The sequence below is a fragment of the Leclercia sp. AS011 genome (assembly GCF_037152535.1).
Classification (GTDB): Bacteria; Pseudomonadota; Gammaproteobacteria; order Enterobacterales; family Enterobacteriaceae; genus Enterobacter.
The window spans coordinates 375036-388532 of record NZ_JBBCMA010000002.1 but is presented as its reverse complement, the minus strand read 5'-3'; the positions used below and the strand labels follow the sequence as shown (position 1 = coordinate 388532).

10 protein-coding genes are annotated in these 13497 nt (G+C 56.8%); 6 read left to right on the top strand and 4 right to left on the bottom strand.

The features are described from left to right. The first annotated feature begins 62 nt into the window (after positions 1-62). On the top strand, positions 63-725 hold the full coding sequence (gene can, locus WFO70_RS14245; protein WP_337016939.1) for a carbonate dehydratase: 663 nt from the start codon (positions 63-65) through the stop codon (positions 723-725). A gap of 97 nt (positions 726-822) precedes the next feature. Here can and hpt read toward each other — a convergent pair whose 3' ends face one another. Further along, positions 823-1359, bottom strand: a complete 537-nt coding sequence (gene hpt / locus WFO70_RS14240) for a hypoxanthine phosphoribosyltransferase (RefSeq protein WP_142488266.1) — start codon at positions 1357-1359, stop codon at positions 823-825. Positions 1360-1564: 205 nt separating this feature from the next. On the opposite strand from hpt, the gene WFO70_RS14235 reads away from it, so the two are divergent. Continuing rightward, positions 1565-3952 carry a glucose/quinate/shikimate family membrane-bound PQQ-dependent dehydrogenase gene (locus WFO70_RS14235; RefSeq protein ID WP_337016938.1) on the top strand — a complete coding sequence of 796 codons (2388 nt, stop codon included), beginning with the start codon at positions 1565-1567 and terminating at the stop codon, positions 3950-3952. Positions 3953-4043: 91 nt separating this feature from the next. Here WFO70_RS14235 and cueO read toward each other — a convergent pair whose 3' ends face one another. Next, a complete protein-coding gene (cueO, locus tag WFO70_RS14230; protein WP_337016937.1) occupies positions 4044-5585 on the bottom strand; it encodes a multicopper oxidase CueO in 1542 nt (513 codons plus the stop codon). A 145-nt stretch (positions 5586-5730) separates the two neighbouring features. Here cueO and WFO70_RS14225 point away from each other — a divergent pair, with 145 nt between their 5' ends. From WFO70_RS14225 to speD, 3 genes are all read left to right on the top strand, one after another. Then, positions 5731-6078: a YacC family pilotin-like protein gene (locus tag WFO70_RS14225; protein ID WP_337016936.1), complete on the top strand. Its 348-nt coding sequence runs from the start codon at positions 5731-5733 to the stop codon at positions 6076-6078. Between the two features lie 110 nt (positions 6079-6188). After that, complete coding sequence (gene speE, locus WFO70_RS14220; protein WP_337016935.1) at positions 6189-7046, top strand: polyamine aminopropyltransferase; 858 nt, start codon at positions 6189-6191, stop codon at positions 7044-7046. A gap of 5 nt (positions 7047-7051) precedes the next feature. After that, entirely contained in the window at positions 7052-7846 is a 795-nt protein-coding gene (gene speD / locus WFO70_RS14215) for an adenosylmethionine decarboxylase (protein WP_333851378.1), read from the top strand. 30 nt (positions 7847-7876) lie between these two features. On the opposite strand, the gene yacL is transcribed toward speD, so the two are convergent. After that, entirely contained in the window at positions 7877-8239 is a 363-nt protein-coding gene (gene yacL / locus WFO70_RS14210) for a protein YacL (protein ID WP_106994266.1), read from the bottom strand. A 182-nt stretch (positions 8240-8421) separates the two neighbouring features. Then, positions 8422-11019, bottom strand: coding sequence for a bifunctional aconitate hydratase 2/2-methylisocitrate dehydratase (acnB, locus tag WFO70_RS14205; protein WP_337016934.1), 2598 nt, complete (start codon positions 11017-11019; stop codon positions 8422-8424). 889 nt (positions 11020-11908) lie between these two features. Here acnB and WFO70_RS14200 point away from each other — a divergent pair. Continuing rightward, positions 11909-13492, top strand: a complete 1584-nt coding sequence (locus WFO70_RS14200) for a DUF3300 domain-containing protein (RefSeq protein ID WP_337016933.1) — start codon at positions 11909-11911, stop codon at positions 13490-13492. Positions 13493-13497 lie beyond the last annotated feature (5 nt).

Sequence of the window (13497 nt, the reverse complement as noted above, 5' to 3'; positions counted from 1 at the left end):
AAAAAATCGAGTTGCCCTATATTAGCGCAACGCATTAACCCGGTTACAGGCCGTTTATCTCCATGAATGACATAGATACACTCATCAGCAATAACGCACTATGGTCAAAGATGCTGCTGGAGGAAGATTCCGGATTTTTTGCGAAGCTGTCTCAGGCGCAGAAACCACGCTTTCTCTGGATTGGATGCTCCGACAGCCGCGTTCCCGCTGAACGTCTGACTGGCCTCGAACCGGGCGAACTCTTTGTTCACCGTAACGTTGCTAACCTGGTGATCCACACCGATCTGAACTGCCTGTCCGTGGTGCAGTATGCGATTGATGTGCTGGAAGTGGAACACATCATTATTTGCGGTCATTACGGCTGCGGCGGCGTCCAGGCGGCGGTTGAAAACACCGAGCTGGGTCTGATCGACAACTGGCTGCTGCACATTCGTGATATCTGGTTCAAACATAGCTCACTGCTGGGGCAAATGCCGCAGGAGCGTCGCCTGGATACCCTGTGTGAACTGAACGTCATGGAACAGGTGTACAACCTGGGTCACTCCACCATTATGCGGTCGGCCTGGAATCGCGGGCAGAAAGTGACGATCCACGGCTGGGCGTACGGCATTCACGATGGCCTGCTGCGCGATCTGGAAGTGACCGCCACCAGCCGGGAAACGCTGGAACAGCGCTACCGTCAGGGCGTCTCAAACCTCACCCAGAAGCACGATAACCACAAGTAAGCCTGCAAAAAAGCCGGGTGGCGGCATCGCCTTACCCGGCCTACAAAAGCGCGGTCCGTAGGCCCGGTAAGCATAGCGCCACCGGGCAAGACCCATTTTACTCGTCCAGCAGCACCACTTTGCCGACATACGGCAGATGGCGATAACGCTGCGCGTAGTCAATGCCGTAGCCCACCACGAATTCGTCCGGAATCGAGAAGCCAACATACTCCACAGGCACCTGCACTTCACGACGGGTCGGTTTGTCCAGCAGGGTACAGATCGCCAGCGATTTAGGTCCACGCAGGCTGAGAATTTCGCGCACCTTCGACAGGGTGTTACCGGAGTCGATGATGTCTTCAACAATCAAAACATCTTTGCCGCGAATGTCTTCATCCAGGTCTTTGAGGATTTTCACATCACGAGTGGTCGACATTCCGCTGCCATAGCTGGAGGCGGTCATAAAATCGACTTCATGGGAGACCTGCACTTCGCGGCAGAGATCGGCCATAAACATGAAGGAACCGCGTAACAGACCCACCAGCACCATCTCGCTGCCGCTGTCTTTATAGTGTTCGGTGATCTGACGACCGAGTTCGGCGATACGCGCTTTGATCTCCGCTTCCGGGATCATCACTTCAACAGTATGTTTCATTTTACTAACCGTATGTTTTTATAACGAATTTCTCAATGCCGATGGCTTTGCATCCGGCATCGCTACATAAGCCCTGAAGTATACCAGCAAATGGATCCTCCTGGCGCGCCCGTTCATAAAAGCCAGATTTGTGATTCCGATCACACTTGTTAAGTCCTATACTTAATTGCTATCAAAAAATTAACAAACTTGAAGAGTACTTTTTATGGCGGAAACAAAAGTTCAACATTCACGGTTACTCGTGAAGCTAACAGCGCTGTTCGCAGCCTTATGCGGGCTCTACCTGCTAATAGGTGGGGTCTGGCTGGTAGCAATTGGTGGCTCCTGGTACTACCCGATTGCTGGCGTAGTGATGCTGGGCGTCGCCGTGATGTTATGGCGCAGTAAACAATCGGCACTGTGGCTTTATGCCGCCCTGCTGCTTGCCACAATGATCTGGGGCGTCTGGGAGGTCGGTTTCGACTTCTGGGCGCTGACTCCACGCAGCGACATCCTGGTCTTCTTCGGGATCTGGTTGATCCTGCCCTTCGTCTGGCGTCGTCTGTTCGTGCGCTCCAGCGGTGCGGTCACCGCGCTGGTGGTGGCACTGCTGATCAGCGGCGGGATCCTGACCTGGGCTGGCTTTAACGATCCGCAGGAGGTGAAAGGCACGCTGAATGCCGACGCCACGCCTGCCGCCCCGATCTCCGAAGTAGCCGATGCCGACTGGCCTGCCTATGGTCGTAATCAGGAAGGCCAACGCTACTCCCCGCTGAAGCAGATTAATGCCGATAACGTGCACAATCTGAAAGAAGCCTGGGTGTTCCGTACCGGCGACCTGAAGCAAGCCAACGATCCGGGCGAACTGACCAACGAAGTGACGCCGATTAAAGTGGGCAACATGCTTTACCTCTGTACGGCTCACCAGCGTCTGTTCGCGCTGGATGCGGCTACCGGTAAAGAGAAATGGCACTTCGATCCACAGCTGAAAACAAACAACCAGTTCCAGCACGTGACCTGCCGTGGTGTCTCTTACCACGAAGCACGCGCTGATAACGCCAGCCCGGAAGTGATCGCCGACTGTCCACGTCGCATTATGCTGCCGGTCAACGATGGTCGTCTGTTTGCCATCAACGCCGAAACCGGCAAGCTGTGCGAAACCTTTGCCAACAAAGGCGTACTGAATCTGCAGACCAACATGCCGGATCAGACCCCGGGTCTGTATGAGCCGACGTCACCGCCGATCATCACTGACAAAACCATCGTGATTGCCGGTTCGGTAACGGATAACTTCTCCGTGCGCGAGACCTCTGGTGTGATCCGTGGCTTTGACGTGAACACCGGTAAACTGCTGTGGGCCTTTGACCCGGGTGCGAAAGATCCAAACGCCATCCCGTCGGATGAACACACCTTTACCTTCAACTCGCCGAACTCCTGGGCACCAGCGGCCTATGACGCGAAGCTGGACCTGGTCTACCTGCCGATGGGTGTAACCACACCGGATATCTGGGGTGGTAACCGTACGCCGGAGCAGGAGCGTTATGCCAGCTCCATCGTGGCGCTGAATGCCACCACCGGGAAACTGGCCTGGAGCTACCAGACCGTTCACCACGATCTGTGGGATATGGATATGCCGTCCCAGCCGACGCTGGCGGACATCACCGTTAACGGCCAGAGCGTACCAGTGATCTACGCCCCGGCGAAAACCGGTAATATCTTCGTGCTGGATCGTCGTAACGGCCAACTGGTGGTGCCGGCTCCGGAAAAACCGGTTCCACAGGGCGCAGCGAAAGGCGACTACGTCACCAAAACCCAGCCGTTCTCGGATCTGAGCTTCCGTCCGAAGAAAGATCTCAGCGGGGCAGACATGTGGGGTGCCACAATGTTTGACCAGCTGGTGTGCCGCGTGATGTTCCACCAGATGCGCTATGAAGGCATCTTCACGCCGCCGTCCGAGCAGGGCACGCTGGTGTTCCCGGGTAACCTGGGGATGTTCGAATGGGGCGGTATCTCTGTGGATCCGAACCGTCAGGTGGCAATTGCCAACCCGATGGCGCTGCCGTTTGTCTCTAAACTGATCCCACGCGGCCCGGGCAATCCGATGGAGCAGCCGAAAGACGCGCAGGGTACCGGGACCGAATCCGGTATTCAGCCGCAGTACGGCGTGCCGTATGGCGTGACGCTGAATCCGTTCCTCTCTCCGTTTGGCCTGCCGTGTAAACAGCCTGCCTGGGGTTATATCTCCGCGCTGGATCTGAAAACCAATCAGGTTGTCTGGAAAAAACGTATTGGTACGCCACAGGACAGCATGCCGTTCCCGATGCCGATCCCGGTGCCGTTCAATATGGGTATGCCGATGCTGGGTGGTCCAATCTCCACCGCCGGTAACGTGCTGTTTATCGGCGCGACTGCCGATAACTACCTGCGTGCATACAACATGAGCAACGGTGAGAAACTGTGGCAGGGCCGTCTGCCAGCCGGTGGACAAGCCACGCCGATGACCTATGAGGTCAATGGTAAGCAGTTTGTGGTGATCTCCGCGGGTGGTCACGGTTCGTTTGGCACTAAGATGGGCGACTATATTGTTGCCTATGCGTTGCCTGACGAGAAGTAAGTAACAAAAAAGCCGGGTGGCGGCTACGCCTTACCCGGCCTACAGTTCGAGCTCACGTAGGCCCGGTAAGCGCTAGCGCCACCGGGCTTTTTTACACCGTGAACCCCAGCATCATTCCCGTGTCTTCATGTTCCAGCAGATGACAGTGCGCCATATAGGCATACTCTTTCGGGGCGTCATGATCGAACCTGACTAACACCTCGCTCACCCCGCCCTCAACGCGTACCGTATCCTTCCAGCCCGCGCGATGCCCCCCCGGCGCTTTGCCGTTTTCCGTCAGGATGCGGAACTGGGTGCCGTGAATATGGAACGGATGCAGCATCATGTCCCCTTCCCCGGAGATCACCCAACGCTCATACTGGCCTTTGGTGGCCGCAAACTGTGGATTGTGCATATCGAAGGCTTTGCCGTTGATCCGGTTGCCGTTACGGAAATCGAACCCGTGCATGCTGTGATCCATTCCGCCCATCTTGCCGTGATCCATCTGGCCATGATCCATGCCCGCCATGGCCTGGTGGCCGTACTTCTTCATTAAGGCCTGCATGCCCATCATGTCGAGCATCGGATCCATCGACAGCTGCAGCTTCCGCTGGGTCAGCCCCTCCAGGGACGGCAGAGCCGGCATGGTGGTCAGCGTATCCGGCAAGGTGCCCGAAGCCGTCACCAGCAGCGGCTGAACGCGCAGTACCGGCTGCGGCTGGTCGAACGGTGCCACCGCCATCCCCATCTGGCTCACCGGCAGAGTCACCAGGTCAAACGCCTTGCCGTCGCTGATATCCACCAGCACTTCAAAACGTTCGCCCATCAGCATCGGTAGCTCGGTCACTTTCACCGGTTCAGCCAGCAGCCCCCCATCGCTGGCGACCACGTACAGCGGACGTTTATCGCTGGCGGCGAAGTTCAGCGAGCGGGCGTTACAGCCGTTGAGCAGACGCAGGCGCAGCCAGCCTTTCGGGGCATTATGCTGCGGGTAGATCGCGCCGTTGGTCAGCAGCATATCGCCAAACCAGCCCACCGCGGCGCTCATCACATCCAGCTGATAGTCAATTTGCCCTTCGGCGGTAAACTTTTTGTCCTGCACGATCACCGGCACATCGTCGATGCCCCACTGCTTCGGCAGGCGCAGCAGGCGGCTTTCGTCATCTTCAATCAAAACCAGCCCGGCGAGCCCCATCGCCACCTGATGCCCGGTTTTCCCGTGCTGATGGGGGTGGAACCAGCAGGTGGCCGAACGCTGCTCCGGGGTAAAGGTCACCGTCCGCTGGCCGCCGGGTTTAATGATGCCATGCGGGCCGCCGTCTACCTCGCCCGGCACTTCCAGACCGTGCCAGTGAACGGTGGTCTCTTCATTAAGGGTGTTGTGGATGTTAACGGTCAGCGCTTTTCCCTTGCGTAGCTGAAGGGCCGGACCCAGCAGATTGCCGTTATAGCCCCAGGTGGTGGCGGTGTGCGGCCCAAAGGTCGTTTTGCCCGCCTGCACCACCAGGTTCACCTGATTACGCGCATCGGGAGTGAGTAAATTGGGGATCGGCAGAACGGGACGCTCGGCCGCAAAAGCGGCGCGGCTCCACAGGGGTAACGCACTGGCGACACCCAGTGCGGCAGAATATTTTAAAAAATCACGGCGTTGCATGTTCATCTCCTTATTCGCAGCAGGCGATGTCATGAGCATAAACCCTCCCCTTGCCGGAAGGTCAAGAAAAGCGGGAATAATAAAGATCGTCGCACCGGCGGGAAGTGTGCTAACGTTGAATTTCCGTGACGTATTGGTAGAAGCAATGAAGACGTTTTTCCGAACAATCCTGTTCAGCACCCTGATGATTAATTGCGCAAACAGCTATGCGCTGAGTGAAAATGAAGCCGAAGATATGGCGGATTTAACGGCGGTGTTTGTATTTCTGAAAAACGACTGCGGCTACCAGAATTTACCTAACGGTCAGATACGTCGCGCGCTGGTCTTCTTTGCTCAACAGAACCAGTGGGATCTGAGTAACTACGACAGTTTCGATATGAAATCCCTCGGTGAAGACAGCTACCGCGATCTCAGCGGCATCGGCATTCCCACGGCAAAAAAATGTAAAGCCCTGGCTCGCGACTCGCTGAGCCTGCTCGCCTACGTTAAGTAACTCCCCTCCCGATGCCCTTTTGCTGAATGGATGACCGTGCAACCACGGTCATTGTTAGCTATGATGTTTCGCCCGTTTTAACCGGGTGTTAACAAAGGAGGTATCATCCCATGGCCGAAAAGAAGATGTGGCATGAAACGCTGCATGACCAGTTTGGACAGTACTTTGCCATTGATAACGTGCTCTATCATGAGAAAACCGATCATCAGGATCTGATCATTTTCGAAAACGCGGCCTTTGGCCGGGTGATGGCGCTGGATGGTGTGGTGCAAACCACCGAGCGTGATGAATTCATTTATCACGAGATGATGACCCACGTCCCGCTGCTGGCTCACGGCAATGCGAAACATGTGCTGATCATCGGCGGCGGCGACGGCGCCATGCTGCGCGAAGTGTCCCGCCACAAAACCATTGAAAGCATCACCATGGTAGAGATCGACGCCGGTGTCGTTTCTTTCTGCCGCCAGTATCTGCCCAATCACAATGCCGGCAGCTACGACGATCCGCGCTTCACCCTGGTGATCGACGATGGCGTCAATTTTGTTAACCAGACGACGCAGACCTTCGATGTGATCATCTCCGATTGCACCGATCCGATTGGGCCAGGCGAAAGCCTGTTTACCTCGGCGTTCTATGAGGGCTGCAAACGCTGCCTGAATCCTGGCGGGGTCTTTGTCGCCCAGAACGGCGTCTGCTTCCTGCAGCAGGATGAGGCCCTCGACAGCCACCGTAAGTTGAGCCATTACTTCAGCGACGTCAGCTTCTACCAGGCGGCGATCCCGACCTACTATGGTGGCGTGATGACCTTTGCCTGGGCGACGGATAATGACGCCCTGCGTCATCTCTCTACCGGCATCATTCAGGCGCGCTTCCAGCACGCAAATTTAACCTGCCGATATTACAATCCGGCGGTCCATACCGCAGCCTTTGCCTTGCCGCAATATTTGCAGGATGCTCTGAGGGGGTGAATGAATTGAAAAAGCTGAAACTGCATGGCTTTAACAACCTGACCAAAAGCCTGAGTTTTTGTATTTACGATATCTGCTATGTCAAAACGGCGGAAGAGCGCGATGGTTATATCGCCTATATCGATGAACTCTATAACGCCAACCGACTGACCGAGATCCTGTCAGAAACCTGCTCTATTATCGGTGCCAACATCCTGAATATCGCCCGTCAGGATTATGAACCCCAGGGGGCCAGCGTCACCATTCTGGTCAGCGAAGAGCCGGTTGATCCCACCCTTATCGATCACACCGAGCGTCCCGGCCCGCTGCCGGAAGCGGTGGTGGCCCATCTCGATAAGAGCCATATCTGCGTGCACACCTATCCGGAGAGTCACCCGGAAGGCGGGCTATGTACTTTCCGCGCCGATATTGAAGTATCGACCTGCGGTGTGATTTCGCCCCTCAACGCGCTGAATTATCTAATTCATCAGCTGGAATCCGACATCGTGACCATTGATTACCGCGTGCGCGGCTTTACCCGCGATATCAACGGCATGAAGCACTTTATCGATCATGAAATTAACTCGATTCAGAACTTCATGTCTGACGATATGAAATCGCTGTATGACATGGTCGATGTGAACGTCTATCAGGAAAATATTTTCCATACCAAGATGCTGCTGAAGGAGTTCGACCTGAAGCACTACATGTTCCATACCCGGCCGGAAGATTTAAGCGAAGATGAGCGGAAGGTCATTACTGACCTGCTGTGGAAAGAGATGCGCGAAATTTACTACGGCCGCAACATTCCGGCCGTATAGGATACGCAGGGAGCAGGGACGCTCCAGCTATTATTTCTGTTTCATGAAATCGCGGTAGGCCGCCACCACCTGAAGGAAGTCCTCAACGCCGCACAGCGACAGGCTCTCCTCGTCGTAGTAGTTCATCCCCTCTTCCATCTCGTCACCGGAAAACTCCAGCTGGTTGGCGCGCACCATCACCTCTTCGCCATCCATCCACAACGTGTATTCATGTCCGGTGCGTTGCCAGGATCGTTCACTGCCTTTTACCGTGCGCGCAGCCTGTTCCACTTCATCGAGCAGGCTCAGGTTCTCTTTCACTTCCTCATTGAACCAGTGACCGACCACTTCGTGGCCCATCGACATACGCACTTTCACCACCCCGGTGATATCACGCAGAAATTCGTAATCCATAGTATTTTCCTCTGCAAAGCCCTTGCAGTAATTATCGCAGCCCGGAGGAAGAAAAAAAGCGGAACGCGTGGAAGGAATGAAAATAAAAAAGCCCACCGCGGTTGCGATGGGCTTGTAGGCCAGGTAAGCGTAGCGCCACCGGGCGATGGGTCAGGTGCCCTCTCCCACGGGAGAGGTAGCATTTATACCGCGGTCTGGAAGATAACCCCGTCAGCCTTCTCGGTGTACTGAGAGAGCTGGTCGAAGTTCAGATAGCGATAGGTATCCACCGCCGTCTTATCTACCTGCGCCACGAAGGTCTGGTACTCTTCCGGCGTTGGCAGTTTGCCAATCAGCGCCGCAACCGCCGCCAGCTCCGCAGAGGCCAGGTAGACGTTTGCACCAGTACCTAAACGGTTCGGGAAGTTACGGGTTGAGGTGGAGACCACCGTCGCACCGTCGGCCACGCGCGCTTGGTTACCCATACACAGGGAACAGCCAGGAATTTCGATACGCGCCCCGCTCTTACCGAACACGCTGTAATAACCCTCTTCGGTCAGCTGCGCCGCGTCCATACGGGTTGGCGGTGCCACCCACAGACGGGTCGGCAGCTGGCCTTTGTGGGTATCCAGCAGTTTACCGGCAGCGCGGAAGTGACCGATGTTGGTCATGCAGGAGCCGATGAACACTTCGTCAATCTTGTCGCCCTGGACGTCAGAGAGCAGACGCGCGTCGTCCGGATCGTTCGGCGCACACAGGATTGGCTCTTTGATATCCGCCAGATCGATGTCGATCACTGCCGCGTATTCTGCGTCAGCATCGGCTTCCAGCAGCTGTGGATCCGCCAGCCATTTCTCCATGCCCTGGATACGACGCTCCAGGGTACGACGGTCGCCGTAGCCTTCGGCAATCATCCACTTCAGCAGCACGATGTTGGAAGTCAGGTACTCTTCAATCGGCGCCTGGTTCAGCTTGATGGTACAGCCCGCAGCGGAACGCTCGGCGGAGGCATCGGTCAGTTCGAACGCCTGCTCCACTTTCAGATCCGGCAGACCTTCAATTTCCAGGATACGGCCAGAGAAGATGTTCTTCTTACCTTTCTTCTCAACGGTCAGCAGGCCCTGTTTGATGGCGTACAGCGGGATAGCATGCACCAGGTCACGCAGGGTGATGCCCGGCTGCATTTTGCCTTTGAAACGCACCAGAACGGATTCCGGCATGTCCAGCGGCATCACGCCCGTTGCAGCGGCAAAGGCCACCAGACCAGAGCCCGCCGGGAAAGAGATACCGATTGGGAAACGGGTGTGGGAGTCACCGCCGGTACCCACGGTATCCGGCAGCAGCATGCGGTTCAGCCAGGAGTGGATCACGCCGTCACCCGGACGCAGCGAGACACCGCCACGGTTCATGATGAAGTCTGGCAGGGTGTGGTGGGTGGTGACGTCAACCGGCTTCGGATAGGCCGCGGTGTGGCAGAAGGACTGCATCACCAGGTCAGACGAGAAGCCCAGGCACGCCAGGTCTTTCAGTTCGTCACGGGTCATTGGACCGGTGGTGTCCTGAGAGCCCACGGAGGTCATCTTCGGCTCGCAGTACGCGCCCGGACGAACACCCGCTACGCCGCACGCGCGGCCCACCATTTTCTGCGCCAGAGAGTAACCGCGGTTGCTCTCTGCCACGTCTTTCGCCTGACGGAATACGTCGCTGTGCGGCAGACCCAGCGCTTCACGCGCTTTGGTGGTCAGGCCACGGCCGATGATCAGCGGGATACGGCCACCGGCACGCACTTCGTCGATCAGCACGTCGGTTTTCAGCTCGAAGCTGGCCAGCAGTTCGTTGGTTTCGTGGTTACGCACTTCGCCTTTGAACGGGTAAACGTCAATAACGTCGCCCATGTTCAGGTTGGACACATCCACTTCAATCGGCAGGGCGCCAGCATCTTCCATGGTGTTGAAGAAGATAGGGGCAATTTTGCCGCCGAGGCACAGACCACCGCCGCGCTTGTTCGGCACGTGAGGGATGTCATCGCCCATAAACCACAGCACGGAGTTGGTGGCAGATTTACGGGAAGAGCCGGTACCCACAACGTCGCCGACGTAGGCGAGAGGGAAACCTTTCTGCTGCAGCGCTTCGATCTGTTTGATCGGGCCAACGGCACCCGGCTGATCCGGCTGAATGCCTTCACGGGCGTTTTTCAGCATCGCCAGGGCGTGCAGTGGGATATCCGGGCGAGACCAGGCATCCGGCGCCGGAGAGAGGTCATCGGTGTTGGTTTCGCCGGTCACCTTGAAGACGGTGACGGTCATTTTTTCCGCCAGCGCCGGGCGGCTCAGGAACCATTCGGCATCAGCCCAGGACTGCATGACCTGCTTCGCGTAGCTGTTGCCCGCTTTCGCTTTCTCTTCTACGTCGTAGAAGTTGTCGAACATCAGCAGCGTGTGGGACAGGGCTTTGGCAGCAATCGGTGCCAGCGTGTTGCTGTCCAGCGCATCAATCAGCGGATGAATGTTATAACCACCCTGCATGGTGCCGAGCAGTTCAATCGCTTTTTCAGGGGTAACCAGTGGGGAGGTTGCTTCGCCTTTGGCAATCGCAGCAAGGAAACCGGCTTTGACGTAGGCGGCTTCATCGACGCCTGGCGGTACACGGTTGATCAACAGATCTAACAGGAATTCTTCTTCGCCTTCAGGCGGATTCTTCAGCAGCTCGACGAGCCCAGCCATCTGGGTAGCATCTAAGGGTTTCGGTACAATCCCCTCGGCGGCACGTTCTGCTACGTGCTTACGGTATTCTTCTAGCACGACGGTTCTCCTCGCTCTCATTGTCATATGCGGCCGGCGTTTTCTTCACGCTCCTGTGAGACAGCAGTTTGTAGGGTAAATGCCCGATACCGCGTCGGGCAGCATAGCAGGATTTTCAGACAGTGTTAATCCGTTTACAAAAAAGCAACATTAAATTGTTTGCTGAATCGTTAAGCATGGTATAGCGGCGAGACGGGAAGAATTTCGGGCACAAAAAAACCGCCCTGAAGCGGTTATTTTGTTGCCTTGCGGTGGTAGCACACCGGGTTGGCAGATTTGCGGCAAAACCCAACGAGACAGATTTTGCTCCGCAAAAAGGCAGCTTGCAAGTGGCTTTTTGAGTTTTGCGTAGCGCTTTCCTGTTCCGGATGAAAGTGCATGTAAACGCATTATTTCTCTTCTACGTTGATATCTATTGCCCTACTCTTTTCTTCGGCCTGCTTCGCTGGTGTAGCAACCAGTCACCGGGCCCGGGAGCAGTTCCGTAACCTACGCGGCGAAACCCAATTTGCCAGGTTCTGCCTTTCCCGGTGAAGAAAGAACCCGCGTAGCCTGCAAAGGAACGCTCGCAATGGAGATGCGATTCTATACGCTGATCGTTGTGATCGGTTTACTGCTAACGGCACTGCACGGTGGCTGGAGCATATCCGACATCACAGTGCTGTTTGTCATTAACCTCGGCAACTAGCTGCTGGCCGCTCGCAAGAGCGGCCATTTGAATACCCCAACGGCTTTTGCACAATCAGATATAATCTGTGTAATAAATGCTCACACTCTTTCTCCGGCCATTCGGAACGGTTCCCAGTTTAAGTCAAAAAAGTAATACCCGGGTGCATATACTCGCGGCAACGTAAACGCCTTACGGCCTCGCTCTCGTCGGAGTCTTATTATGAAGTTGCCCCTTAAGCCTCATCTGCTTGCTCTCATATGTAGCGCCGGGCTGTTAGCCGCCTCTGGCGTTGTGTACGTTAATGGCCGCGCAACGGATACCCTCACTCAGCCATCGCCGTCCGTACAGCCCGCCCCGACAGCGCAAGCCGCCCCGGTGGCTGAGCCTGAGGTGCCGGTGGCCTACACTGCAGCGCAAATCGATCAGTGGGTTGCTCCGGTTGCCCTCTACCCGGACGCCCTGCTGTCGCAGGTATTGATGGCCGCAACCTATCCGGCGAACGTGATCCAGGCGGCCCAGTGGTCGCGGGACAACCCTCGCATGCAAGGGGATGCGGCGGTTCAGGCCGTGGCGGGGCAGCCCTGGGACCCGAGCGTTAAATCGCTGGTCGCCTTCCCGCAGCTGATGTCGATGATGGGGGAGAATCCGCCCTGGGTGCAGAATCTCGGAGACGCGTTTCTCGCCCAGCCGAAGGATGTGATGGACTCCGTTCAGCGCCTACGCCTGCTGGCGCAGCAGACCGGCGCGCTGCAGTCGACGCCGCAGCAGACGGTGACCACGGTGGCGAAAACCGCACCGGTAAAAGCCGCTTCATCGACCTCAACCTCTACGTCGACATCAACCCCTGCCCCGACGGTGATCAAGATTGAATCCGCCGATCCCCAGGTGGTGTATGTCCCGACCTACAACCCCAGCACGGTTTACGGCACCTGGCCAAACACCAGCTATCCACCGGTCTATCTGCCGCCGCCTCCGGGGGAGCAGTTCACCGACAGCCTGGTCAAAGGGCTGGGCTTCAGCCTCGGGGTAGCGACAACCTACGCCATCTTCAGCAATATCGACTGGGATAACGATGACGACTGGGATCATCACCATCATGACGACGATCACCACGGCGGATATTCGCGTAACGGCGATAACAACATCAATATCAACGTGGACAACTTCAATAAAATCAGCGGGCAGCGCCTGACCGATGCCAGCCGCGGCTGGCAGCATAACCCGGCCTATCGCGGCGGCGTACCCTACGCTACCAGCCAGCTGAATAACCGTTATCCGCAGAACAGCACCGCGGTGCGCCGGACCGCTAACGGCAGTCTTCCGGCACCGCAAGGGGCCGTCAATCGCGACGCCCAGCGCCAGGCGGCAATGAGCCAGATGGAGCGCTCGACGGGTAAAAACCTCTCCCAGACGGCACGTCCGGCCACCCGTGACGGGCAGCGTCAGGCGGCAAGCCAGCAGTTGAATCAGATCTCCCAGCGCAATAACTATCGGGGGTATGACAACGATCGACCACAAACGGCAAAACGGGCCAGTAGCACCCCGCGCGAAACCCCGCGTGCGGCGTCACGTCAGGAGACTACCCGCAAGGCACAACCCCAGCAGCGGACCACGCAGACGCATCAGCGGGCCAATGCTCTCAGCGGCAACGACAGCCGCTCGGCCAACTGGCAGGCGCAGCAGCAGCGTGGAATGCAGAGCCGTCAGCAGTCGGCCCGCAATCTGGAACAGCGCAGCGGCGGCAGAGCCCAGATGTCTGAACGCCGGGCCGGCGGTGAACACCGTGAATTCCGTCATCGTTAAGGGAG

Coding starts and splice junctions, on each gene's coding strand:
- WFO70_RS14225 (WP_337016936.1), top strand. CDS start 5,731: ATGAAGACGTTTTTCCGAACAATCCTGTTCAGCACCCTGATGATTAAT.
- speE (WP_337016935.1), top strand. CDS start 6,189: ATGGCCGAAAAGAAGATGTGGCATGAAACGCTGCATGACCAGTTTGGA.
- WFO70_RS14200 (WP_337016933.1), top strand. CDS start 11,909: ATGAAGTTGCCCCTTAAGCCTCATCTGCTTGCTCTCATATGTAGCGCC.
- cueO (WP_337016937.1), bottom strand. CDS start 5,585: ATGCAACGCCGTGATTTTTTAAAATATTCTGCCGCACTGGGTGTCGCC.
- WFO70_RS14235 (WP_337016938.1), top strand. CDS start 1,565: ATGGCGGAAACAAAAGTTCAACATTCACGGTTACTCGTGAAGCTAACA.
- hpt (WP_142488266.1), bottom strand. CDS start 1,359: ATGAAACATACTGTTGAAGTGATGATCCCGGAAGCGGAGATCAAAGCG.
- yacL (WP_106994266.1), bottom strand. CDS start 8,239: ATGGATTACGAATTTCTGCGTGATATCACCGGGGTGGTGAAAGTGCGT.
- can (WP_337016939.1), top strand. CDS start 63: ATGAATGACATAGATACACTCATCAGCAATAACGCACTATGGTCAAAG.